This window comes from Paraburkholderia sp. RHO2 (assembly GCF_050955445.1).
Taxonomy (GTDB): Bacteria; Actinomycetota; Actinomycetes; order Mycobacteriales; family Mycobacteriaceae; genus Prescottella; species Prescottella agglutinans_A.
Genome location: NZ_CP162617.1, coordinates 3,367,707 through 3,391,600, shown reverse-complemented (window position 1 = coordinate 3,391,600; position 23,894 = coordinate 3,367,707). Strand labels below are relative to the sequence as shown.

At 69.6% G+C, this 23,894-nt stretch carries 25 protein-coding genes; 22 read left to right on the top strand and 3 right to left on the bottom strand.

Features of this window, described 5'->3' with window-relative positions; translation table 11 throughout:
- Window positions 1-5: 5 nt before the first annotated feature.
- Window positions 6-326, bottom strand: coding sequence for a type II toxin-antitoxin system VapB family antitoxin (locus tag ABTV10_RS15785; RefSeq protein WP_433605353.1), 321 nt, complete (start codon window positions 324-326; stop codon window positions 6-8).
- Window positions 327-560: 234 nt separating this feature from the next.
- Between ABTV10_RS15785 and hrcA the strand changes: the two genes are divergently transcribed.
- The 4 genes from hrcA (at window position 561) to ABTV10_RS15765 (ending at window position 4,416) form a co-directional block, all read left to right on the top strand.
- A complete protein-coding gene (gene hrcA / locus ABTV10_RS15780) occupies window positions 561-1,604 on the top strand; it encodes a heat-inducible transcriptional repressor HrcA (RefSeq protein WP_433605351.1) in 1,044 nt (347 codons plus the stop codon).
- A gap of 108 nt (window positions 1,605-1,712) precedes the next feature.
- Entirely contained in the window at window positions 1,713-2,864 is a 1,152-nt protein-coding gene (dnaJ, locus tag ABTV10_RS15775) for a molecular chaperone DnaJ (protein WP_499028359.1), read from the top strand.
- Between the two features lie 18 nt (window positions 2,865-2,882).
- Window positions 2,883-3,644 (top strand): 16S rRNA (uracil(1498)-N(3))-methyltransferase, encoded by a 762-nt coding sequence (locus ABTV10_RS15770; RefSeq protein WP_499028357.1) that lies wholly within the window; start codon window positions 2,883-2,885, stop codon window positions 3,642-3,644.
- 16 nt (window positions 3,645-3,660) lie between these two features.
- Window positions 3,661-4,416 (top strand): alpha/beta hydrolase family protein, encoded by a 756-nt coding sequence (locus ABTV10_RS15765; RefSeq protein WP_499028355.1) that lies wholly within the window; start codon window positions 3,661-3,663, stop codon window positions 4,414-4,416.
- Here ABTV10_RS15765 and ABTV10_RS15760 read toward each other — a convergent pair.
- Window positions 4,407-6,014: an MFS transporter gene (locus ABTV10_RS15760; protein ID WP_499028353.1), complete on the bottom strand. Its 1,608-nt coding sequence runs from the start codon at window positions 6,012-6,014 to the stop codon at window positions 4,407-4,409. The two genes, ABTV10_RS15765 and ABTV10_RS15760, sit on opposite strands and share 10 nt — an antisense overlap.
- A gap of 137 nt (window positions 6,015-6,151) precedes the next feature.
- Here ABTV10_RS15760 and ABTV10_RS15755 point away from each other — a divergent pair, with 137 nt between their 5' ends.
- The 7 genes from ABTV10_RS15755 to ABTV10_RS15725 all read left to right on the top strand — a co-directional run bounded on the left by ABTV10_RS15755 (window position 6,152) and on the right by ABTV10_RS15725 (window position 11,774).
- The gene (locus ABTV10_RS15755) at window positions 6,152-6,817 is read left to right on the top strand and encodes a TetR/AcrR family transcriptional regulator (RefSeq protein WP_433605341.1); all 666 of its coding nucleotides are present in this window, start codon (window positions 6,152-6,154) and stop codon (window positions 6,815-6,817) included.
- Window positions 6,818-6,912: 95 nt separating this feature from the next.
- Window positions 6,913-8,004, top strand: a complete 1,092-nt coding sequence (locus ABTV10_RS15750) for a PhoH family protein (RefSeq protein WP_499028350.1) — start codon at window positions 6,913-6,915, stop codon at window positions 8,002-8,004.
- An 86-nt stretch (window positions 8,005-8,090) separates the two neighbouring features.
- On the top strand, window positions 8,091-8,633 hold the full coding sequence (ybeY, locus tag ABTV10_RS15745; RefSeq protein ID WP_499028348.1) for an rRNA maturation RNase YbeY: 543 nt from the start codon (window positions 8,091-8,093) through the stop codon (window positions 8,631-8,633).
- A gap of 24 nt (window positions 8,634-8,657) precedes the next feature.
- Window positions 8,658-9,983 (top strand): hemolysin family protein, encoded by a 1,326-nt coding sequence (locus ABTV10_RS15740; protein WP_499028346.1) that lies wholly within the window; start codon window positions 8,658-8,660, stop codon window positions 9,981-9,983.
- A 2-nt stretch (window positions 9,984-9,985) separates the two neighbouring features.
- Entirely contained in the window at window positions 9,986-10,903 is a 918-nt protein-coding gene (gene era / locus ABTV10_RS15735) for a GTPase Era (protein ID WP_499028345.1), read from the top strand.
- Window positions 10,904-11,042: 139 nt separating this feature from the next.
- Window positions 11,043-11,237 (top strand): hypothetical protein, encoded by a 195-nt coding sequence (locus ABTV10_RS15730; protein ID WP_499028343.1) that lies wholly within the window; start codon window positions 11,043-11,045, stop codon window positions 11,235-11,237.
- A gap of 24 nt (window positions 11,238-11,261) precedes the next feature.
- Window positions 11,262-11,774 (top strand): nitroreductase/quinone reductase family protein, encoded by a 513-nt coding sequence (locus ABTV10_RS15725; RefSeq protein ID WP_499028341.1) that lies wholly within the window; start codon window positions 11,262-11,264, stop codon window positions 11,772-11,774.
- 8 nt (window positions 11,775-11,782) lie between these two features.
- Here ABTV10_RS15725 and ABTV10_RS15720 read toward each other — a convergent pair whose 3' ends face one another.
- Entirely contained in the window at window positions 11,783-13,084 is a 1,302-nt protein-coding gene (locus ABTV10_RS15720; RefSeq protein ID WP_499028340.1) for an aspartate aminotransferase family protein, read from the bottom strand.
- A gap of 338 nt (window positions 13,085-13,422) precedes the next feature.
- On the opposite strand from ABTV10_RS15720, the gene ABTV10_RS15715 reads away from it, so the two are divergent.
- The 11 genes from ABTV10_RS15715 to ABTV10_RS15665 all read left to right on the top strand — a co-directional run bounded on the left by ABTV10_RS15715 (window position 13,423) and on the right by ABTV10_RS15665 (window position 23,872).
- A complete protein-coding gene (locus tag ABTV10_RS15715; RefSeq protein ID WP_499028338.1) occupies window positions 13,423-14,706 on the top strand; it encodes a M20 family metallopeptidase in 1,284 nt (427 codons plus the stop codon).
- Window positions 14,703-15,509, top strand: coding sequence for an IclR family transcriptional regulator (locus ABTV10_RS15710; RefSeq protein WP_499028336.1), 807 nt, complete (start codon window positions 14,703-14,705; stop codon window positions 15,507-15,509). The genes ABTV10_RS15715 and ABTV10_RS15710 overlap by 4 nt, the downstream gene beginning before the upstream one ends.
- A gap of 86 nt (window positions 15,510-15,595) precedes the next feature.
- Entirely contained in the window at window positions 15,596-16,513 is a 918-nt protein-coding gene (locus tag ABTV10_RS15705) for a thiamine pyrophosphate-dependent dehydrogenase E1 component subunit alpha (RefSeq protein WP_433605321.1), read from the top strand.
- Window positions 16,506-17,510, top strand: coding sequence for an alpha-ketoacid dehydrogenase subunit beta (locus ABTV10_RS15700; protein ID WP_499028334.1), 1,005 nt, complete (start codon window positions 16,506-16,508; stop codon window positions 17,508-17,510). Before ABTV10_RS15705 ends, ABTV10_RS15700 begins: the two co-directional genes overlap by 8 nt.
- Window positions 17,507-18,304 carry an acetoacetate decarboxylase family protein gene (locus ABTV10_RS15695; RefSeq protein WP_499028333.1) on the top strand — a complete coding sequence of 266 codons (798 nt, stop codon included), beginning with the start codon at window positions 17,507-17,509 and terminating at the stop codon, window positions 18,302-18,304. Before ABTV10_RS15700 ends, ABTV10_RS15695 begins: the two co-directional genes overlap by 4 nt.
- A gap of 86 nt (window positions 18,305-18,390) precedes the next feature.
- Complete coding sequence (locus ABTV10_RS15690) at window positions 18,391-19,734, top strand: MFS transporter (RefSeq protein ID WP_499028331.1); 1,344 nt, start codon at window positions 18,391-18,393, stop codon at window positions 19,732-19,734.
- Entirely contained in the window at window positions 19,731-20,732 is a 1,002-nt protein-coding gene (locus tag ABTV10_RS15685; protein ID WP_499028329.1) for a zinc-binding dehydrogenase, read from the top strand. The genes ABTV10_RS15690 and ABTV10_RS15685 overlap by 4 nt, the downstream gene beginning before the upstream one ends.
- The gene (locus ABTV10_RS15680; RefSeq protein ID WP_499028327.1) at window positions 20,729-21,133 is read left to right on the top strand and encodes a RidA family protein; all 405 of its coding nucleotides are present in this window, start codon (window positions 20,729-20,731) and stop codon (window positions 21,131-21,133) included. Before ABTV10_RS15685 ends, ABTV10_RS15680 begins: the two co-directional genes overlap by 4 nt.
- Window positions 21,130-22,251, top strand: a complete 1,122-nt coding sequence (locus ABTV10_RS15675) for an aminotransferase class V-fold PLP-dependent enzyme (protein WP_499028325.1) — start codon at window positions 21,130-21,132, stop codon at window positions 22,249-22,251. Before ABTV10_RS15680 ends, ABTV10_RS15675 begins: the two co-directional genes overlap by 4 nt.
- Window positions 22,252-22,293: 42 nt before the next feature.
- Window positions 22,294-23,109: a DNA repair protein RecO gene (gene recO, locus ABTV10_RS15670; protein WP_499028323.1), complete on the top strand. Its 816-nt coding sequence runs from the start codon at window positions 22,294-22,296 to the stop codon at window positions 23,107-23,109.
- On the top strand, window positions 23,075-23,872 hold the full coding sequence (locus ABTV10_RS15665; RefSeq protein ID WP_433605305.1) for an isoprenyl transferase: 798 nt from the start codon (window positions 23,075-23,077) through the stop codon (window positions 23,870-23,872). The genes recO and ABTV10_RS15665 overlap by 35 nt, the downstream gene beginning before the upstream one ends.
- The last annotated feature ends 22 nt before the right edge of the window (window positions 23,873-23,894 follow it).

Genomic DNA, 23,894 nt, shown 5'->3' with positions numbered 1-23,894 from the left:
CGACGTCAGTCGGTCGGGCTGCCCGATTCGGCCGCGTCGTAGTCGTAGACCCGTGCGTGCAGCACGACGCGATTGCGCAGCGCCGACCGGACCGCGTGGTGCACGCCGTCCTCGAGGTAGATCACGCCCTGCCACAGCACCGCGTGCGGGAACAGGTCGCCGTAGAAGGTGGAGTCCTCGGAGAGCAGGCGATCCAGTTCGAGGACCTTCGTGGTGGTCACGATCTCGTCCAGGCGCACCTGGCGCGGGGGAATCTGGGACCAGTCCCGCAGTGTCAATCCGTGATCCGGGTACGGCTTGCCGTCCCGGACACCCTTGAAGATCATCCTGTGTTCCGCCTGTGTTCCTCGTCGGTGGTCGGGCCGGCACGCCGACCCGGCGACAACCCTACGGCCTGACCGGGCTGTCCGGCTCGACCGAATGCCTGGCGCGGCCTGCGGAGTTGGTCGCAGGACCGGCCATTAGACTGGGTATCCAGGTGGGCGCCGTCCTCGGGGTGCACTGCCCCGGGGGTGAGAGCGAGAAATCCCGGTCTCGTGGCGAAGTGGAGGTGGACAGTGGTGTCGAGTACGGAGGAACGGCGGTTCGAGGTACTCCGCGCGATCGTCGCCGACTATGTCGCCACGCAGGAGCCGATCGGGTCGAAGGCACTGGTCGAGCGCCACAATCTCGGTGTCTCCAGCGCGACGATCCGCAACGACATGGCCGTTCTCGAGGCCGAGGGCTACATCGCCCAGCCCCACACGAGTTCGGGGCGGGTGCCCACCGACAAGGGGTACCGCCAGTTCGTCGACCGGATCGCCGACGTCAAACCGCTGTCGTCGGCCGAACGTCGCGCGATCCTCGAGTTCCTCGAGTCCGGGGTGGACCTGGACGACGTCCTGCGGCGCGGGGTGCGCCTGCTGGCGCAGCTGACCCGTCAGGTCGCGATCGTGCAGTACCCGACCCTGTCGGCGTCGTCGGTACGCCATCTCGAGGTGGTGGCGCTCACGCCGGCCCGCCTGCTGCTGGTCCTGATCACGGATTCCGGTCGGGTCGACCAGCGGATCGTCGAACTCGGCGACGTCGTCGACGACGACGATCTGTCGCGGCTGCGCGCGCTGTTGGGTGGTGCGCTCGAGGGCAAGCGCCTGGCCGCGGCGTCCATCGCGGTTTCCGAACTCGCGGAGGATGCGCCGGAGAGCATCCGCGACGCGGTCGTCCGCTCGGCGACGGTGCTGGTCGAGACGCTCGTCGAACATCCCGAGGATCGACTCGTGCTGGGCGGTACCGCGAACCTGACCCGCAACGCGGGCGACTTCACGACCCAGGCCGGGCTACCCGGCTCACTACGCTCAGTTCTCGAGGCTCTCGAGGAGCAGGTGGTGGTCCTCAAACTGCTGGCGGCGACTCAGGACGCCGGTCGGGTCACCGTCCGGATCGGCGAGGAGACGCAGGTCGAGGAGATGCGGGGCACGTCGGTGATTTCCACCGGCTACGGCACCGCCGGGACGGTGTTCGGTGGTGTGGGGGTCCTCGGGCCCACCCGGATGGACTATCCGGGAACAATTGCCTCGGTGGCTGCCGTTGCCAGGTACATCGGCGAGGTGCTCGCCGAGCGATAACGTGTGGCCGGGCGGCCGCGCCGGAGAGGGTGCAGGACCCGGCCGTCGCGGCGTCGGAGCGGTTCACCGCGTGGTGCGAACGAAGTAGAGAAGGACGAGATACCCAAAGTGGCACGGGATTACTACGGCACACTCGGCGTCGGGCCGAAGGCGACCGATCAGGAGATCAAGCGGGCGTACCGCAAGCTGGCCCGGGAGTTGCACCCGGACGTCAACCCGGACGAGACCGCGCAGGCCCGTTTCCGTGAGGTCTCCACCGCGTACGAGGTGCTGTCGGATCCGGAGAAGCGGCGCATCGTCGACCTCGGGGGCGATCCGATGGAGTCCGGTGGCGGCGGTGCCGGCGGCGGATTCGCGGGCGCCGGCTTCGGTGGCCTCGGTGACGTCTTCGAGGCGTTCTTCGGCGGCGGTGGCGGCGGGGCGCGCGGGCCGAAGGGCCGCGTGCAGCCGGGCGCCGACTCGCTGCTGCGCACCAAGCTCACGCTCGACGAGTGCGCGACCGGTGTCACCAAGACCATCACCGTCGACACCGCGATCCTGTGCGACGGCTGCGCCGGAGCGGGCACGCACGGCGACTCCAAGCCGATGCGCTGCGAGACCTGTGGCGGCGCCGGCGAGGTCCAGTCGGTGCAGCGCTCCTTCCTCGGCCAGGTCATGACGTCGCGCCCGTGTCCGACGTGCCGCGGTGCCGGCGAGACCATCCCCGACCCGTGCCACAAGTGCGGCGGCGACGGCCGTGTCCGCGCCCGCCGCGACATCAACGTCAAGGTGCCCGCCGGTGTCAGCAACGGCATGCGCATTCGGCTGGCCTCCCAGGGCGAGGTCGGTCCGGGCGGCGGTCACCCCGGCGATCTCTACGTCGAGATCCTGGAGCAGCCGCACCCGGTCTTCGTGCGCGACGGCGACGACCTGCACTGCACGATCCGGGTGCCGATGGTCGACGCCGCCCTCGGCACCACGGTCACGCTCGACACGATCATCGACGGACCCACCGAGATCACGGTCGACCCCGGCACCCAGCCCGGCTCGGTGTCCGTGTTGCGCGGCCACGGCATGCCGAAGCTGCGATCGAGCGTCCGCGGCGACGTGCACGCGCACCTCGAGGTGGTCATCCCCACCCGACTCGACGGCAAGCAGAGCAAGCTGCTGCAGGAGTTCAAGAACCACCGCGACCGCGACCAGGCCGAGGTCGTGTCGACCGGTTCGCACAACACCGGGGGGCTGTTCTCCCGGCTTCGTGACGCGTTCAGTGGCCGCTGACGGGCGCCGGGCGCACTGATGGCCGCGACGGTCTTCTATCTGGATCCTCTGCCCGACGTCGGACAGCCGGCCGTGCTCGACGGCCCCGAGGGCCGGCACGCCGCGACGGTGCGCCGCATCAAACCGGGTGAACGTCTGCTGCTCGCCGACGGCCGCGGTGGCATCGCGGACGCGACGGTGACCGCGGCGGCCAAGGACCGACTCGACCTCGAGGTCACGGCCCGCCGCGACCAGCAGCGGCCGACGCCGGCGGTGACGCTGGTGCAGGCCCTGCCCAAGGCCGAGCGATCCGAACTGGCCGTGGAACTCGCCACCGAGGCGGGTGTCGACGCGGTGGTGCCGTGGCAGTCGGCGCGGTGCGTCGCGCGGTGGGAGGGCGCCAAGACCCAGAAGGGCGTGGCGCGCTGGCGCAACGCCGCGATCGCGGCGGCCAAGCAGTCGCGACGCTCGTTCGTGCCCGACGTCGCCGACCTGCACCACACCGCGCAGGTGCTCGACCTGGTCCGAGACGTCGTCGGCCGCGGCGGTGTCGTGGGCGTGCTGCACGAGTCGGCGCAGGCTCCGCTGGCGTCGCTGCCGCTGCGGGACGTCTCCGAGGTGGTGCTGGTGGTCGGCCCCGAGGGCGGACTGTCCGACGACGAGGTCGGCGCGCTCACCGAGGTCGGCGCGACCGCGGTGCTGCTGGGGCCGACGGTGCTGCGGACGTCGACGGCGGCCGCGGTGGCGCTCGGCGCCATCGGCGTGCTCACCGACCGCTGGTCCGCGGCCCCCCTCGACTGACTCAGGAGCGATGGATATGCCCAGGACACGTATCGAATACGGTCCCGAGTCGCAACAGTTCGGCCACTTCTACGCCCCGGAAAACCCTGCGGGCGAGCCGGTTCCGGTCGTCATGGTCATTCACGGCGGTTACTGGAGCGGGCAGTACCACCTCAACCTCGGGACGTCGTTCTCGCTCGAACTGGCCCGCAGCGGGGTCGCGGTGTGGAACGTCGAGTACCGACGCATCGGCGCGGGCGGGCGGTGGCCGGAGATGTCGGCGGACGTCGTCGCCGCACTCGAGGCGATCGCCGGACCGGTGGCTGCGGCGTCGCCGGTACCGCTGGACCTGGACCGGGTGCGTGTCGTCGGGCACTCGGCCGGCGGGCAGCTCGCGGTGTGGTTGGCCGGGCAACGGGACACGACCGTCCGCCCGGAGCTGGTGGTGTCGCAGGCGGGCGCGCTCGACCTGGCGTCGGCGGCCGAGCGGGGACGTCGGGTCAGCTACATCGAGGACCTGTTCGGGGTCCGGTTCGAGGACGATCCCGACCTGTACCGCTCGGCGTCGCCGCAGCATCGGCTTCCGATCGGGGTTCCCGTCGTGGTCCTGCACGGTACCGAGGACGTCCAGGTGCCGGCCAAGGTCGCGTCCCGATACCGGGATGCGGCCCGGGCCGCCGGGGATCCGGTGGAACTGCACCTGATCGAGGGCGAGGACCACTTCGCGTTCCTCGACCCGAACACGCGCAGCTGGAAGCTCTCGCGCGAGGCCCTCGTCGCCGGTCAGTCCTGACCGGATCCGCCGCTGGGCAGGACGACCGCGACGACCACCGCGCCGACTGCGAGGGCCAGCCCACCCACCAGGCTGGCGCGCGAGATCGCGTCGGCGAACGCGACGGTGGCCGCGTCCATCAGCGGCTGTGCCTGCGCGGCGGCGAGCATGTTCTTCGACATCTCGTCGGCCACGATCGCGGCGCCGCCGACCGACTCGCCCGAAGCCTGTAGCCCCTGCGCCACCAGATCGGCCTGCGGCCCGGTCAGTTTCGGGATCGGCAGTGACGCGAGGAAGCCGGCGATCCCGTCCTTGTAGGCCGACGCGAGGACCGAGCCGAGGATCGCGATGCCGAGGGAACCGCCGAGTTCGATCGCAGTGTCGTTGAGTCCGCCGGCCGCGCCCAGGTCCTTGTCCGGGAAGCTGCCCATGATCGCGTCGGTGGCGGGGGAGACGGCCAGTCCGACCCCGATCCCGAGGAGTACGAGGGTCGGAACGAAGTCGAGGTAGCTCGAGCCGCCGTCGACACGGACGAGCAGCAGGATGCCCGCCGCAGCAACCAGCATCCCGCCGGCGACGATCGCCCGGGTGCCGATGCGCGGGGCGAGGCGCGCGCTCGCGGCGGCACCCACCGACACGGCGGCCGCGAGCGGCAGCAGTCGGACGCCGGTGTCGAGCGGGCCGAATCCCAGCACGAACTGGAACTGCTGGGCGATGAAGAACATCGCCCCGAACGCCGCGAGGAACACGAGCATCACCGCGAGCGACGCACCGCCCACCGCGCGCTCGCCGAGCTTGCGCACGTTCAGCAGGGGCTGCGGATGCCGCAGTTCCCACGCCACGAACAGGGCGAGCCCGACCACGGAGACCGCGGCCGCGGTGAGCGCAGTTGTGCCCCAGCCGAAGTGGAAGCCGTCGATGATCGCGAACACCAGGCACCCGATCGTGACGACGGACAGCAGCCCACCGAGCCAGTCGATGCGGCCCAGCCCGTGCGCCTTCGACGGTGGCACGAGCACCAGCGCGGCGACGATCGCGAGTGCAGCGATCGGCACGTTGATGAGGAAAGTGGAGTGCCACGAACGACTTTCGAGCAGCCATCCGGCCAGCAACGGGCCGAGGGCGATCGCGAGACCGGAGGTGGCGGCCCACGCCGCGATGGCGCGGGCGCGTTCGGCGGCGGGGAACGTGGCGACGAGCAGCGACAGGGTCGCGGGCATGATGATCGCCGCGCCGACGCCCATGACCATGCGGGCCGCGACGACGGCGGTGGTGGTGTCGGCGAGGCTGCCGAACACGGCGCCGGCGCCGAAGACGACCAGGCCGGCGAACAGCGCTCCGCGACGGCTGTACTTGTCGCCGACGACGCCGAACAGCAGCATCAGCGCCGCATACGGGACGGTGTAGCCGTCGATGACCCACTGCAGGTCCGAACTGGTCAGCCGCAGATCCCGCGTCATGTCGGGCGCGGCCACGATGAGTGCGGTGTTCGCCATGACGACGATCAGCAGACTCAGGCACAGCACCCCGAGGGCTGCCCACCGGCGCGGGTACGGCCGATCCATCCGGTCGACGGGGGTATTGGCGATCCCCGGTAGTTGCGACTGCGTCATGGTCATGGTCTCGAGCCCTCCCCGCGGCCCGGTGGACTCCACCGGGGATCTTGCACATTGATGTGCAAGTTAGTTACCTGCACATCGGTGTGCAAGGACGGCATGACGTAGATCACATCCCAGGTCCGGGGGAGGATGTACCGGTGACTCCCGAGACACGTCCTCCTCTGCCCCCGCTCCGCGCCCAGGCACGCGCTAACCGCGCCCGCATTCTCGAGGCCGCGATTTCGGCGTTCGCTGCCGACCCGGACGCGAGCATGGACGACGTGGCGCGGGCGGCCGGCGTGGTGCGGCGCACCGTGTATTCGCACTTCCCGAACCGCGACGCGCTGATCGAGGGTCTGGTCACAGAGGCGTCGACCGCGATTGCCGAGACGCTCGCGGCCGGTCCGCCTGCGCCCGAGGCGCCGGAGCTCGGTGTGGCGGTGCTGGCCCTTCGGACGTGGCCGATCGGTGACCGGTTCCGGGTCCTGCTCTCGTTCGCCCGCCGTGAACTCGGCGACGAGCGGATCCACGACCTCCTCACGCCGCTGCGGGCCACGAGCGTCGACAACGTCGAGCGGGGGCAGCGCGAGGGCGTCTTCTCGGACTACCTACCGGCGGATCTGCTGGTGGCGATGTTCGAGGGTATGACGTTGACGCTGCTCGAGCACGCGAACCGGGGTGCGATCGTCGACCGTGGCGAGACGTTCGCCACCGCCGGGCTCGTTTTGCTCGGTCTGCCCCCTGCGCGGGCCGGCGAGGTGGTCGAGCGGGCCGGGCAGTGGCTGGCCGATTCGGGCAAATCGAACACGGGTTCGGCTGGGTAACTCGGTGGGCGGTGTCGCTGTCGGGCGCTAGACTTTGGGCACGCGACAACCCCGTCGCGGACACGTCGGACCTGGAAGTAGGCCATAGCCCTCACGTGAGTGAACAAGTCGAGAACGGCTCGCCGCGGTACCGCGGCGCCCCGCAGGATCCCGCACAGCCGGCCGAGCGCACTGTCCGCTCGAGTATGGAACTCCCACCCGAGGTGGTGCCGCCCCTGCTCGGGTCCTCCGACGAGAATCTGACCGCTCTCGAACAGGTCCTCGACGCCGATATCCACGTGCGCGGGAACGCGGTCACGCTGACCGGCACTCCGGCCGACGTCGCGCTGGCCGAGCGGGTCTTCGAGCAGCTGGCCGCGCTGGTGCGCCGCAATCAGCCGATCACCCCCGACGCGGTCCGGCGGACCGTCGGCATGCTCACGCAGGGACTCTCCGAGTCGCCGGCCGACGTGCTGAGTCTCGACATCCTGTCCCGGCGCGGAAAGACGATCCGCCCCAAGACGCTCAACCAGAAGCGCTACGTCGACGCGATCGACGAGAACACCATCGTGTTCGGCGTCGGCCCGGCCGGTACCGGCAAGACGTACCTGGCGATGGCCAAGGCCGTGCAGGCGCTGCAGAGCAAGCAGGTGACTCGGATCATCCTGACCCGTCCGGCCGTCGAGGCGGGCGAGCGGCTGGGCTTCCTCCCGGGCACGTTGCACGAGAAGATCGACCCGTATCTGCGTCCGCTGCACGACGCCCTGCACGACATGATGGATCCGGAGGCGATCCCGAAGCTCATGCAGGCCGGCGTGATCGAGGTCGCCCCGCTCGCCTACATGCGCGGCCGCACCCTCAACGACGCGTTCATCATCCTCGACGAGGCGCAGAACACCACGGCCGAGCAGATGAAGATGTTCCTCACCCGTCTGGGGTTCGGCTCCAAGATCGTCGTCACCGGCGACGTCACCCAGGTGGATCTGCCCGGCGGCGCGCGTTCGGGTCTGCGGGCCGCCACCGAGATCCTCGACGCCATCGACGGCATCCACTTCGCGATCCTCGACAGCAGCGACGTCGTGCGGCACCGGTTGGTCTCCGACATCGTCGACGCGTACGACCGGTTCGAGGCGTCGCGGACCGGCGAGGTGCCGCTCGGGAACCGTGCACAGCGGCGGGCGGTCCAGTCGCGTTCGCACCGGCGGTAGGGTTGTTCCCGCCCCACAGTTCCCGCACGACAGCGTGCACGGCTCCGGCCACGTGCCGGCGCGCGACCGACGAAAGAGCGACGTAGATGAGCATCGAGATCTCCAACGAATCGGGGATGGAAGTCTCCGACGAGGACCTGATCAGCGTCGCCCGATTCGTGATCGCCCGCATGGACGTCCATCCCGCGGCGGAACTGTCGATGGTGCTGGTCGATTCGGCGACCATGGCAGACCTGCACATGCGGTGGATGGACCTGCCCGGACCCACGGACGTCATGTCGTTCCCGATGGACGAGCTCGAGCCGGGTGGGCGCCCCGACGCGCCGGAGCCGGGACCGTCGATGCTCGGCGACATCGTGCTGTGCCCGTCGTTCGCGGCCGATCAGGCGCAGAAGGCGGGTCACTCGCTCGACCACGAGCTGGCGCTGCTGACCGTGCACGGTGTCCTGCACCTCCTCGGCTACGACCACGCCGAGCCGGAGGAGGAGAAGGAGATGTTCGGCCTGCAGAACCAGCTGCTGGCCGACTGGTACGAGAACCTGCGGCGCGCGGAGCGCGAGGCCGAGCTCGCGGCGCGTGACCAGCGGCTGCTCGGCAAGACCGGCTTCGTCGATGGCGCCGAACAGTGACACCCGGCGGACGGTGATCGGCCGGTGAGTGACCCCGTCGTCCTCATAGTTCTCGCGGTCGTCCTGGTGCCACTGGGCGGCCTGTTCGCGGCCCTCGATTCGGCGCTCAACACGCTCTCGCCCGCGCGGGTGGAGGAGCTGGCGAAGGACGAACGCCCCGGCGCGGCGCGGCTGGTGCGGATCGTCTCCGACCGTCCCCGCTACGTCAATCTCATGGTCCTGCTGCGAATCCTGTGCGAGATCGCGGCGGCGGTCCTGCTCGCCGGGGCGCTGATCGAACTGATCGGCCCCGTGTGGGGTGTCGTCGTCACGATCGTGGTGATGGTGCTCGTCGACTACGTCGCGATCGGCGTCGGCCCGCGCACCCTGGGCCGCCAGCACGCGTACCCGATCGCGCTCGCGGCCGCGGTGCCGTTGGTCGCGCTGGGCGCCCTGCTCAGCCCGGTCAGCCGCCTGCTGATCCTGGTCGGCAACGCGCTCACGCCGGGTCGCGGCTTCCGGGCCGGGCCGTTCGCGTCGGAGATCGAGCTGCGCGAGCTGGTCGATCTGGCGCAGGAACGCGGCGTGGTGGCCGACGAGGAACGCCGGATGATCCAGTCCGTGTTCGAGCTCGGTGACACGTCCGCCCGCGAGGTGATGGTGCCGCGCCCGGAGATGGTGTGGATCGAGGCCGACAAGACCGCCGGCCAGGCCACGTCGCTCGCGGTGCGCAGTGGACACTCGCGCATTCCCGTAATCGGCGAGAACGTCGACGACGTGCTGGGCGTCGTCTACCTCAAGGACCTCGTGCAGCAGACCTACTACTCGTCGGACGGCGGTCGGAGCGTCACGGTGTCGCAGGTGATGCGCCCGGCGGTGTTCGTGCCCGACTCGAAGCCGCTCGACAGCCTGCTCGCCGAGATGCAGCGTGACCGCAACCACATGGCGGTCCTCGTCGACGAGTACGGCGGCATCGCCGGGCTGGTGACCATCGAGGACGTGATCGAGGAGATCGTCGGGGAGATCGCCGACGAGTACGACACCGACGAGACCCCGCCGGTAGAGGATCTCGGCGACGGCAGCTACCGCGTCTCGGCGCGGTTGCCGGTCGAGGACCTCGGCGAACTGTTCGACGTGGAGATCGAGAACGACGAGGTCGAGACGGTCGGCGGACTGCTCGGCTACGAACTCGGACGTGTACCGCTGCCCGGGTCGGAGGTCGTCACCGCGGGCCTGCTGCTGCGCGGCGAGGGCGGTGCCGACGTGCGCGGCCGCGTGCGGATCAGCACGGTATACGTCGAGCGCGTGCTCGGCGAGGAGTCGGCCGCCGCCGACGACACGAACGCAGACGGAAACGTGAACCAGGAGTGAATATGACCGACAACGAATTCCGTTCCGGCTTCGTCTGTTTCGTCGGACGGCCCAACACGGGCAAGTCGACGCTGACGAACGCGCTGGTCGGCGAGAAGATCGCGATCACGTCGTCGCGGCCGCAGACGACCCGGCACACGATCCGCGGCATCGTGCACCGCGACTTCGCCCAGCTGATCCTGGTCGACACCCCCGGCCTGCACCGGCCGCGCACGCTGCTCGGCCAGCGCCTCAACGACCTGGTTCGCGACACGTACTCCGAGGTCGACGTCATCTGCCTGTGCATCCCGGCGGACGAGAAGATCGGCCCCGGCGACCGGTGGATTTTCGAGCAGGTGCGTCAGATGGCGCCCAAGACCAAGCTCGTCGGCATCGTCACCAAGATCGACAAGGTGAGCAAGGACGCGCTCGTCTCGCAGCTCATGGCGGTCTCCAAGCTCCTCGGCCCCGAGGCCGAGGTGATCCCGGTGTCCGCCGTCTCCGGCGAGCAGGTGGAGTTGCTGGTGAAGGTCCTGGCCGGCCTGATGGAGCCCGGCCCGGCGTTCTACCCGGACGGCGAGCTCACCGACGAGCCCGAGGAGACGCTCATGGCCGAGCTGATCCGCGAGGCCGCGCTCGAGGGCCTCGGCGACGAGCTGCCGCACTCGCTCGCCGTCGTCATCGAGGAGATCCGCGAACGCGAGGGCCGCACGGAGAAGCAGGGCGAGATGCTCGACGTCCACGCGTTGCTGTACGTCGAGCGTCCCAGCCAGAAGGGCATCGTGATCGGCAAGGGCGGCGCCCGGCTGCGTGAGGTCGGCACCGTGGCCCGCAAGCAGATCGAGAAGCTGCTCGGCGTCAAGATCTTCCTGGACCTGCACGTCAAGGTCGCCAAGGACTGGCAGCGCGACCCGAAGCAGTTGGGCCGCTTGGGCTTCTAGGGTCCGTCGCTCCGGTTCTCGTCGTGCCGCTTCTCCGATCGGGGGAGCGGCACGACCGTTTTCGGTGCGACGGCGTGGTCCGCATGCCACGATTGACCTCTCGACACGTGGGAGCCTCTCGGACCGAGAAGGTGATGTCATGGGGTATTTCCTGACCCAGTGGGCCGTTCTCCTCGTCGGCGCGGCGGCGCACATCGCGCTGGACCGGCACCCGGACCGGCGCACCCTCCTCACCGACTTCCTGCAGCCGCTGGTGGCGCTGGTGTTCCTGGTGCTGTTCCGGCGGACCTCGCGGGCCGCGACCGGTCGGCGGCTCGCGCCGGCCTGGGACTGACGGCTCGTCCGGAAGGAAACGATCATGGCGCAGGCACGAACGTATCGTCAGGCCAACCCGATTCAGCGTGGAATGCGGTCGGTGGGCGGCCTGGCACCGGTGTCGTGGGTGTTCGCGCGCACCCTGCACCACATCGACCGTCCGGTCTTCCGGATCACCAGGCGGCGGCGGACCCTGACGAGCATGCTCTCGGGTCTGCCGGTGGTGATGCTCACGACGACCGGCGCGCGCAGCGGTGTCCGCCGCGTCGTCCCGCTGCTCGGCTTGCCCGACGACGGTCGGATCGTGCTCATCGCCTCCAACTACGGCCAGGCGGAGAACCCGTCGTGGTACTACAACCTGCGTGCCCACCCGCGGGCCGAGATCTCGGTGGCCGGCGGTGCGGCGCAGCAAGTGCGGGCGCACGAGGTGGACGGCGCGGAGCGCGAGCGGCTGTGGCGGCTCGGGTTGTCGATCTATCCGGCGTGGGCGGCCTACGAGAAGCGGGCCACCGGTCGACGGATCCCGGTGCTGGTCCTCGAACCCGACCGGGACTGACCGCGTCGTCAGGCGTCGACCTGGGCCGACACCGTCATCAGGACCGCTTCGAGGAGCGCGAGGGCCTCGGTGGCCTCGTCCGCGGTGACCGTCATCGGGGGCGTGACGCGCAGGACGTTGCCGTGCAGTCCGCCCCGCCCGATGAGCAGACCTGCCGCCCGCGCCTCCTCGAGGACGGCGGTGGTCGCGGACACGGCGGGGGTCTTGGTGCCGGGCAGCACGAGTTCGACGCCGATCATCAGCCCGACGCCGCGGACCTCACCGACCAGCGGGCAACGCGCGGCGATGGCCCGCAGACCGCCGGCGAGGAGGGCGCCGATCCGGTCCGCGTTGGATTGCAGGTCGTGGTCTGCGATGTAGTCCAGCACCGCATTCCCGGCGGCCATCGCCATGGGGTTGCCGCCGGCGGTGGAGATCGAGTTCGCGGTCAGCGAGTTCATGAGGGACTCCTCGGCCACCACTCCGCCGATGCTCATCCCGTTCGCCAGGCCCTTGGCGAAGGTGAGCGCCTGAGGCCGGACGCCGTAGTGCTCGATCCCGAACCAGCTTCTGCCCGTTCGTCCCCAGCCCGACTGCACCTCGTCGGAGACGAACGGAATCTCGTACTCTCGCAACACCTCCTGCATCGCCAGGAAGAATCCGTCCGGGGGAGTGGCGAATCCGCCCGCCCCCTGCACCGGTTCGGCGATGAAGCAGGCGACGTTCCCGGACGTGGCCGTCTCGATCATCGTGCGGAGTTCGTCGGCGCACGCGGCGGTGTAGGCGTCGTCGTCCAGATGCCCGAACGGGCTCCGATACTTGTAGCCGCTGTGCGCGTACGTCACCTGCAGAGGGCTCAGAGACGTTGCCGACCAACCACGAATGCCGGTGGCCGCGACGGTGCCGAACGAGCGACCGTGGTAGCTGCCGCGCAGTGCGATGACCTGATTCGAGGACCGGGCGCAACTGGTGAGGAGGAACGCCGTCTCCACGGCTTCCGAGCCCGAGTTGACGAAGAACACGCGCGGATCGTCGACCGGTGCGCGCGCGGCGATCTTCTCGGCGAGCTCGACCTGCGCGCGGATGAGGTAGAGCGTCGACGAGTGCATGATGCGGCCGGCCTGGGCACGGACCGCCTCGGTGATCTCGGGGATGTCGTGGCCGACCATGGTTGCCAGGAGACCGCCGAAGAAATCGAGATAGGTGCGTCCGTCCCCGCCTGTGACGCGACGTCCGTTCCCCGACACGAGTTCGAGGGGATCGGGGTAGTACAGCGACATCCAGTCGGGCATCACGGATCGGTGCCGGTCGAACAGCGTGGCCTCCGTCATTCTGAAGCTCCTGCCATGGGTCTCGTCGGGGGGCCGCGGACCGGTGCATCCCGCGGCACGGTTGTCCAGGTGCGTCACGATAGGTGCGATCGGCGTCGGCATCGAGATCGCACGGTCCCGAGTCCGGGTATCTGAAATTCCGCGAGAGCGTTCTCGACAGACCTTCTGTACTGACCGGTACGTATGCGCCTACGGCAGGGGCTTCCACGTCCGCCCGGGTAGTCCGGCCAGCCGAAAGTTCATATAGTGACACTCGATCGGCGTCCTCGTTGCCCAACCATTGCTCGGAGTTCATCGTGGGTCCACCGAACGAACGGATGACCGAACGAGGTGTTGCGATGACCCGGACGACCGAAACCACCGAACAGGCGGTGGGCCGGCTGCACGAGACGGTCGAGGAACTGAGGGAGCCGATGCTCGAGTTCCTCTCCGGCAGTGTGCGATGCCCCAGCGTCAGCGGCGACGAGGACACGATCCACGGGTTTCTCACAGCGTGGTTCGACGCGAACGACTGGACCCACGAGACCCAGCAATTGCACCTCACCGCCGCCGGTCGCGCGGCGGATCCGGCCACGGAGCCGCGGCTCGAGCACCGGCGCAACATCGTCGCGTGGCCCCGGCCGCCGCGCGAGGGCGTGCCGACCGTCGTGCTGAACGGGCACATCGACGTCGTCCCACCCGGCGATGTCGATTCGTGGACGTTGTCCCCGTTCAGCGGTGCGCGCCGCGGCGGACGCGTGCACGGGCGCGGATCGGTCGACACGAAGGGGCCCATCGCGTCCGGGATCTTCGCATTGCATGCGCTGCGAAAGCTGGACGTGGACTTGCCTTTCGACGTTGCCGTCCAGTTGGTCGTCGCGGAGGAGACGACGGGTATCGGCACCCGCGCGGCTTTCGAGCGGATCGAGCGACCGGCGGCCGCGGTCGTCCTGGAACCGACGGGCGGAATTGCCGCGCCGGCGGGAACCGGGTTGCTGTTCTTCCGCATCGAGATCGACGGGGTGTCGGCCCACACGTCGGCACCGTGGCGTGGCCAGGATGCCTTCCTGCATCTGATGCGCGTCCACACCGCGCTCACCGACCTCGCGGACTCGAGGGCCGAGGAGCACCGAAGCGAGTACTTCGCGGACATCCCGACCCCTGTTCCGTTCGTCATGGGAACGGTGCGCGCGGGGACGTGGCGGGCGGCAGTGCCCGATACGGCCGAGATGGCCGGTCGCTGGGGAGTGGCCGCGGGCGAGGATCTCGACGAGATGCGTGCGCGGATCGAGTCGCTGGTGGCGAAGGTCGACGCCGATGCCGGCTGGGGGGCGCGACCGAGCCGGGTCGTCTGGCAGCACGAGTTGCCGGGATGGCAGACCGATGCCGCGGAGCCTCTCGTGCGGGCGGTCCAGCAGAGCATCGATGCGGTGCGTGGATCGGCGACCCCTCTGGTGGGTCTGACGGCCGCCACCGACGCCGCACAGTACGGTCCCCGCGGCATCCCTACGATCATCTACGGTCCCGGGGACACGGCACTGGCGCACAGCCCGGACGAGTCGATCGAGGAGGACGAGGTCGTCGCGTCGGCACAGGTGTTGGCACGGACCGTGCTCGCTCTCGCGTCGCGGACGACGTCGTGACTTCCTCGAATACGGGAACGACGCTGCGGACCCTGTCGCGGGGTTTGGAAGTGCTCGAGGCCATCGCGGCAGCGGACGGCACCGCATCCGCGAAAAGCCTTGCGCGACAGCTCGATCTCAATCGAAGCACCTGCTACCACATCCTGCGGACGCTGCAGGAGGACGGCTTCGTCACCCGGCTGCCGAAAGGCACCTACATCGTGGGCAGTCGTGCCGCACGACTGAGCAAGACGGTCGCCGATCACACTCGGCCCGACCCGACGCTGTCGGCGCTGCTGTCCCGGCTGCATCGACTGACCCGGGAGACGGTGTACATCTCCGGCTGGTATCACGGCACCGTGACGCTCCAGGAGTGGATCGCCGGACTGCACATGCTGAACGTCGGGAACCTCGACGTCGGCTACACCGGCAACATGCACGCCCGTGCGTCGTGCAAGGCGATCCTTGCGCACCTGCCGGCGCGCGACGTCGAGGCGATGCTGCCCGACGACAGCTTCACCCGGCTGACCCCGAACACGATCCCGAACCACGACACACTGGCTACCGAGCTCAAGTTGGTTGCCCAGAGGGGCTACGCGATCGACGCCGAGGAGTACGAGATCGGCGTGTCGTGCGTGGCCGCACCGTTCTTCGGTGTGGACGGCAGGCCGTCGGGCGCCTACGCCGTGTCGGCGCCGACCGCCCGATTCACCCGTGACCTGGGCTCGCTCAGCACACACGTGCGCGACGTCGCGCACCGGGCCACGGCCCACCTTCGCACCACCTCGCCCACACCGCTGCGCGCGGTGGGCGACGGCCGCTGACGCCGCGCTGCCGTCAGCACACTCACGTTTCATCACCAGACTGTGGAGGACACATGTCTCGAGTTCTGCTCCGATATTTCCGCGAGATGCACAGAATCCGCGCGACCGAGAACGAGATTCTCCGGTTGCGCAAGGCGGGTGACGTCGTGGGATCGGTCCACCTGTGCAACGGGCAGGAGGCCATCTACGTCGGTGGCGCTGCCGGACTGGACCTTTCACGGGACGCGGTGTTTCCGACCTACCGTGGTCACGGCTGGGCGCTCGCGCTCGGCGCCTCGGTGCACGAAGTGCTCGCCGAGCTCCTCGGCCGGAGCACCGGCGCCAACGGTGGTCGCGGCGGGTCGGCCTACTTCTCCACACCGGCACATGCGATGTACGGCGAGAACTCGATCGTCGGGGCGGGCGCGCCGATCGCCGCAGGTGCCGCTCTCGCCGCTACCTTCGACGGGTCGGGCCGGGTCGCGGTGGCGGCCTTCGGGGACGGCGCCCTGAATCAGGGCGCCGTCCACGAGGCGATGAACTTCGCGTCCATCCGCAACCTTCCGGTGATCTTCGTGGTCGAGAACAACCACTACTCGGAGATGACGCCGATCGTCGACATGGTCAAGAACGAGGTCCTGTTCAAGCGGGCCGGCATCTACGGCTTCACCGGCGCGCGGATCGACGGGAACGACCCCGAAAAGGTGGCCGAAGCCATGTCCCGCGCCGCGGAGCATGCGCGAGAAGGCAAGGGGCCCGTCCTTCTGGAGGCGATGACGCACCGCCTCGTCGGCCACTACATCGGGGACGCCCAGCAGTACCGGCCCGACGGTGAGGTCGAGGAGGTCACCCCCGACGAGCCGCTGGTGCGCGCCGCGCGGGCGCTCCTCGAGTCCGGGGTGACGCAGGCAGATCTCGACGCGGTGGTGGCCGACGTCGCCCGCGAGGTCGCCGACGCGTCCGCACGGGCGCTGCAGGATCCGATTGCCGACCCCGACACCGCACTGGAGCACCTCTATGCCTGACATCAAGAACCTGACCTATGCCGGCGCCGTCAACGAGGCGCTGCGCCGCGCCCTCGCCGAGGACCCGACCACTCTGGTCTTCGGTGAGGACGTCGCCGCCCCCGGCGGGGTGTTCGGGGTCACCAAGGGTCTGCGGAAAGCCTTCGGCGACAGGGTGTTCGACACCCCGATCTCGGAGTCGGCGATTCTGGGCGGCGCGATCGGTTCGGCGCTGTTCGGTCGACGGCCCGTCGTCGAGATCATGTGGGCGGACTTCTCCCTGGTCGCGCTCGACCAGTTGGTGAACCAGGCTGCCAACGTCCGGTACGTGTCCGAGGGCGTGCTGTCCGCGCCGATCACGGTGCGGACGCAGCAGGGGAGTGCTCCGGGAGCGTGTGCACAGCACTCGCAGAGCCTCGAGGCGCTCTTCGCGCACGTGCCGGGACTCCAGGTGTGCATGCCCGCCACGGCGCAGGACGCCCACGATCTTCTGCTGACCGCGATCCGATCCGACGATCCCACCATCGTCATCGAGAACCGGACGCTCTACCACGGTGCCAAGGTGCCCGTCACCCTGGGCGGTCCGGTCCTGCCGCTCGGCGGCGCCGTGACCCGTCGGCCCGGAACCACGATGACGGTGGTCACCTGGGGCTCGATGCAGTTCCGTGTGCTCGAGGCGGCGGACGCCCTGGCGGCCAAGGGGATCGACCTCGAGGTCATCGACGCCCGATGGCTGCGTCCCCTCGACACCGGAGCGATCAAGCGATCCGTGCAGCGCACCGGTCGTCTCGCGGTGGTGCACGAGGCGCACACCTTCGCCGGTCTCGGTGCGGAAGTCGTTGCGGACGTGGTGTGCTCGGGTGTCGAGCTCCGGAACCCGCCGGTGCGCATCGGCGCTCGGCCGGCCCGAATCCCGGCCGCACCCAGCCTCGTCGACGCCATCGTTCCCACCGTCGAGCGGATCGTCGCCGAGATCGAAGCCGCGCTGATCGTCGAGAATTCGGGCGTGTACGCATGACGCCCCCGCGCACGTCGGCCGCCACCGCCATGCCGGCCTTCGCGCCCCTGTTCGCGGCGGGAACCGAATCGGTCCGCGTTCGCTGGCTGTCGCTGGTGTACGAGACGGACGGCGAGGTGCTCGACGCGGTCCTGCCGGCGCCGCTCCGCCCGGGCGGTCGCCCGCAGGTCGCGGTGTGGATCGCGGAGTTCATCGGGGCGGAGTTCTCCGCTGCGGACGGAGCGAAGGAGGTGCGCCCCGCCTACATGCAGGGTGGCATCTCGGTCCGGTGCCGTCACGCCGACGGTGCCGACGGCGCCTATGCCGTCGGCACCTACGTCGAGGGGTTGAACCACGGAATACTCGGTCGCGAGCTGTTCGGGTTGCCCAAGAAGCAGGCGCGTCGGGTGCGGCTCGACGAGACCCCGGGCGGCATCGAGTACTCGATGACGAACGCCGCCGGGATCGACCTGGTCGCGGGACGGGTGACGCTCGACGGCGCCCGCGTGGCAACCGAACTGGTGCCGGAGTGGTTCTCCACCCACTACACCCTCAAGCTCATCCCGAGCGCGGAGGGACACGGATTCGACATCAGCCGTCTCGTCCGGATTCCGTTCGAGTTCGACGTCGAACGCTCCCCGCACGCGGGCGCGGCGACGCTGGCGCACCAACCGTGCCGCAGCGATCCGGTGCAGCTGTTCACCGTCGCGAGCGATGTCCGGGCCGCGTACGGATTCGCCCGCCTCGACATCGACTACGGCACCTACCTCGATCACGTCACCGACATCCCGACGTTCGGCTCTCCCGTCTGGTAGTCGCGGCTCTCGGTCACCGTGTTCACACCGATCGCACCCCTACGTCTTCTCCCATCCCCGCGTCGTCCCCGACCCAGGAGTGACCCATGTCCCAACTTGCCGCCCCCTCCGTCGCACAACCGGATCCGGAGGTTCTGTCCCCGGCCAAACGCAAGGCGATCGTCGCCGCCTGCATCGGCAACTTCCTCGAGTGGTACGAGTTCGTCCTCTACGGCTACTTCGCGGCTACGTTCTCGGTCCTGTTCTTCGACAAGGGCGATCCCGCGGTCTCGTTGATGCTCACGTTCCTCGTCTTCGGCATCAGCTTCGTCGTTCGCCCCCTCGGCGGTATCTTCTTCGGCTACATCGGCGATCGGTTCGGCCGGAAGGTGACGCTGTCCGCGATCATCCTGATGATCTCGTGCGCCACCGCGCTCATGGCGGTCGTGCCCTCCTACGCGAGCATCGGTGTCGCGGCGCCGCTGCTGATCCTGATCTTGCGATGCATCCAGGGCATCTCGGCCGGTGGCGAATGGATGGGCGCCGCGGCGTACGTCGTAGAATCCGCTCCCGCACACCGCCGCGCCTACTACGGCAGTTGGCAGACGATCACCATCTCGCTCGGCATGTTCACCGCCGCGTTGAGTTCGTTGATCCTCACGGCGAGCCTCAGCGCCGACGACCTGCAGTCCTGGGGTTGGCGGATCCCGTTCCTGCTCGCGCTGCCGCTCGGCATGATCGGGCTGTACATGCGCCTCAAGCTCGAGGAGTCCGAGGAATACACCGAGATGGCGGCCGGCGGCACCCAGGAGCGGTCGCCTCTCCTGAGCGCGCTCCGGGAGAACTGGCGCTCGATCCTGCTGGTGTGCGGCCTCGTGTGCGCGCCCACGATGTGCACCTACGTCCTGCTGGTGTACGGTCCCACCTTCTTCATCGCCGAGCTGGACATCGAATCGTCGACGGCCCGGGGCGCCTGCCTGGTGGCCATGCTCTTCCTGGTCGTCATGGTCGTCACCTTCGCGCGAGTATGTGATCGCGTGGGCCGCAGGCCTTTCCTGCTCTGGGGTGCAGCCTGGGTGGTCGTCACCACTCCGATCGGCTTCCTTCTGATCCACCAGCGTTCGTTCGTGACGATCCTCGTCGGCGTCGTCCTGATCCTGATCGGCGATGCGATGATGCTCGCGCCCCAGCCGGCGCTGTTCTCGGAACTGTTCCCGACCTCCCGGCGCTACAGCGGCCTCGCCATCGGCTACAACCTCGGCGTCGTCCTGTTCGGCGGCGCCGGGCCCCTCATCGCGACGGCTCTGGTCAACTACACCGATTCCACGTATGCGCCGGCCGCGTATCTCGCCGCGGGTGCGCTCATCAGCTTGCTTGCAGCGCTCGTCACACCCGAGACGCTCGGCGTCTCGCTCCGCACCGGCAAGGTGCCCGAGGACGTGACGGCATGATCGCCGTCACCCACGCCGGACGGCCCGGCGTCGCCGGGCTGTCCGTCACCGAACTGCCGACTCCGAGCCCGGGTGACGGGGAGGTGCGGGTGGCGCTCGCGGCGGCCGGACTCAACCGGCACGAGTTGTTCCTGATCGATCGGCGCGAAGAGGGATCCGAGCCGCTCGTCATCGGTGCCGACGGTGTGGGGAGGGTCGACGCGGTCGGGGCCGGCGTCGACGACCGCTTCCGGGGACGTTCCGTGCTGATCAACCCGTGCCTCGGCTGGCCCCGCACCGACGAGGTCCCGGAGGTTCCGGAGATTCTCGGGGGCCCACGACCCGGAACGTTCGCGGAGTACGTGTGCGTGCCGGAGCGGAACGTCCATCCGGTGCCGCCGCACCTGTCCGTGCCCGAAGCGGCGGCGCTCGGGCTGGCGGCGCTGACGGCCTACCGTGGACTCTTCTCGCGGGCGCGCCTGCGCGCCGGCGACCACGTCGTCGTCACCGGGATCAGCGGTGGCGTCGCTCCCATCGCGCTGGCGATGGCGGTCGCCGCGGGCGCCGAGGTGACGGTGACCAGCCGCAGCCGTGCCGCCGCGGATCGTGCGCTGGAACTGGGCGCCGCCCACGCCGTGGTCGGCAACGAGCACTTCGACTCGGCGCTGAGTCGGTCGGCCGATGTCGTGTTCGACAGCGTCGGTGCCGCCGCCTTCCCGGCAGCGGTGCGCGCCCTGCGTCCGGGCGGGCGGCTCGTCACGTTCGGCGCCACCACCGGGGCCCACGTGCCGGTGTCGTTGCGGGAGATCTTCTTCCGTCAAATCGAGATCATCGGTACCTCGATGGGGAGCGAGGAGGAGTTCGCGGACATGCTCGACTTCGTCGTGCGGCATTCGATCCGCCCGGTCGTCGATTCGGTCCGACCACTCACGGATGCGCCTGCAGTCCTCGCCGAGATGGCGCACGCCGCGGGCTTCGGCAAGGTTGTCTTCTCCACCGAAAGGAATATCGGCTCGTGAACTACTTCAATCCGCCGAACGTGGCACCTCCGATGGGCAAGTTCAGCCACGTCGCCGTCGTGCCCGCCGGGCATCGGCTGGCGTTCGTCTCCGGGCAGGTCGGCGCCGACGCGACCGGCGCGATCGTGCCGGGCGGATGCCGGGCACAGGCCGCTCGGACGTTCGAGAATCTCGAGGCGATCCTCGGGTCCCTCGGGGTGGGGCCGGACAAGATCGTGAAGATGCTCACCGTCCTCGTCGGCGAGGACTCGTTCCGCGAGTTCGCGCTCGCCCGCGACGAGGTGTTCGCCCGGTGGTACCCGGACGGTGTCTACCCGGCGCACTCCGCTGCGGTGGTCGCCGCGCTCGCGGCACCGGAACTCGCCGTGGAGATCGAGGCAGTGGTGGCGATCCCGGAATGAACCACTCGGAGTTCAGGGCACTGTTTCCCGCACTGGGCGAACGGATCTGGCTGGACACACCGGGAGCGCCGCCCGCGGCGCTCCCGGTGACCGCGGCCCTCACCCGGGCGCTCGAGGACTGGTCCTCGGGGACGTTCGACTGGCTGCACTGGGACGGTGCCGCGGCCCGCGCCCGCGAGCAGTTTGCGGATTACCTCGGCGTGGCGGCCGGAACGGTCGCCACGCTCGGGTCGCTCTCGGAGGCGGCCGCAACGGTGGCCCACACGATCACCGTCGGGGAGATCGTGGTGGCCGAGGACGAGTTCCGGAGCAACCTGTACCCGTGGATGCGGTTTCTCGGTGACGACGTCCGGGTCCGCGTCGCGCCGCGGGTGGCCGGACGGTCGCGCACCGACGTCCTGCTCGACGCGATCGGGCCCGACACCGCTCTCGTCGCGGCGAGCGAGGTCATCACGCTGGACGGCGAACGCGTCGACCTGCTGGCGCTGCGGCGGGCGACGGACGCCGTCGGTGCACGCCTGTTCGTGAACGTCACGCAGACACTGGGCGTGCTCGACAGCCGACTCGACGAGCTCGCGGCGGACTACGTCGCGGTCCACGGGTACAAGTGGATGTTCTGTCCGCGCGGCACCGCGTGGCTGGCGGTGCGGCCGGATCGGCTCGCGGAGTTGCGTCCGTTGGCGCCGAGCTGGAAGAGCACCGGCTCTCCTCAGGGGTACTTCGGGGGCGGCTACCGGGAGGCGTCCGACGCCTCCCGATGCGACACGTCGCCCGCGTGGCTGTCGTGGATCGGAGCCGAAGCGGCGCTGGCGGTCTTGTCGGGTCTCGACCGCGCCGGGACGCAGGCGCATTGTCTCGGGCTCGCGCAGCGGTTCCGGGACGGGGCGGCGGCGCTCGGGTGCGTCGACGCGAACGCGGGCGCGCCGTCGCACATCGTGGCCGTCGATACGCCGAACGGCGACCACGTCGTCGCGTCGTTGCACCGGCACCGCATCGCGGCGACGGTGACCGGCAACAGGCTGAGGGTCGGGTTCCACTTCTTCAACGACGAATCGGACGTCGATACAACCCTCGAGGCGCTGCGGGGGGCGATCGACGGGCCTGTCGTGCATCGGTGAGGGTTGCCCGACGCCGTCGGTGCGACGTGGGAGACTGGGCACGTGAGGTTGTACCGGGACTATGCGGTGGTGCTGCGCCAGCACAAGCTGGGCGAGGCCGATCGCATCGTGACCCTGCTGACCCGGCAGCACGGGCTGGTGCGCGCGGTCGCCAAGGGCGTGCGGCGGACCAAGTCGAAGTTCGGGGCCCGGCTCGAGCCGTTCGCGCACATCGACGTGCAGTTGTATCCCGGACGCAGCCTCGACGTGGTCACCCAGGTCCACACGGTCGACGCGTTCGGGGCGGACATCGTCGACGACTACGGTCGCTACACCACCGCGTGCGCGATCCTCGAGACCGCCGAGCGCCTGGCCGGTGAGGAGCGGGCCCCCGCGCCGCGGCTGCACAGCCTCACCGTCGGGGCGCTGCGGGCGGTGGGAGAGCAGACCCGTCCGGCCGAACTGATCCTCGACGCCTACCTGCTCCGGGCGATGGGCTACGCCGGTTGGGCGCCGGCCCTGACCGAGTGCGCGCGGTGCGCGGCGCCGGGCCCGCACCGCGCGTTCCACGTCGCCGCAGGTGGCGCGGTGTGCGTGCACTGCCGTCCGCCCGGCGCGGCCACGCCGTCGCCCGGTGTACTCGACTTCATGGACGCGCTCGCGCACGGGCTGTGGAAGGACGCCGAGACCGCGACCCCCGCGATGCGCGGCCAGGCCAGCGGACTCATCGCCGCGCACCTGCAGTGGCACCTCGAACGGCAGCTTCGCACGTTGCCCCTGATCGAACGATCCCGACCGCATGCGGCGGTGGGGGACACCGAGGCGGTCAGGCAGGATGGGGAGCGTGATTCGACGACGCGAACCGCAAGCTCAGCCTGACCGGGAGATCCGCCCGCCCTTCCCGCACCCGTCCGGTGCCCGTCCGCCGATCCTGCAGCCCGAGTTGATCCCCAACCACGTGGCGCTGGTGATGGACGGGAACGGCCGGTGGGCGCAGGAGCGCGGACTGCCCCGCACCGCGGGCCACGAGCGCGGCGAGGACGTCCTGATGGACACTGTCGCCGGTTGCATCGAGATCGGCGTGAAGTGGCTGTCCGCGTACGCATTCTCCACCGAGAACTGGAAGCGCAGCCCCGACGAGGTGAAGTTTCTGATGGGCTTCAACCGCGACGTCATCCGTCGTCGTCGTGACGAGATGCACGAGATGGGTGTGCGGGTCCGGTGGGCGGGGCGCCGACCTCGCCTGTGGCGCAGCGTCATCAAGGAGCTCGAGATCGCCGAGGAGCTCACCAAGGACAACACCGTGATGACGCTGACGATGTGCGTCAACTACGGTGGCCGGGCCGAAATCGCCGACGCTGCAAGGGAAATCGCTCGCCGCGCGGCCGCCGGGGAGATCGACCCCGAGAAGGTCTCGGAGGCCACGTTCGCGAAGTACCTCGACGAGCCCGACATGCCGGACGTCGACCTGTTCCTGCGGCCCTCCGGTGAGCTGCGGACGTCGAACTTCCTGATCTGGCAGGCCGCCTACGCGGAGATGGTGTTCCAGGAGAAGCTGTTTCCCGACTTCGACCGCCGCGACCTGTGGGCCGCGTGCGTGGAGTACGCGTCGCGGGATCGTCGCTTTGGCGGAGTCAAATGATCCAACACAGTGGCGGGGTGAA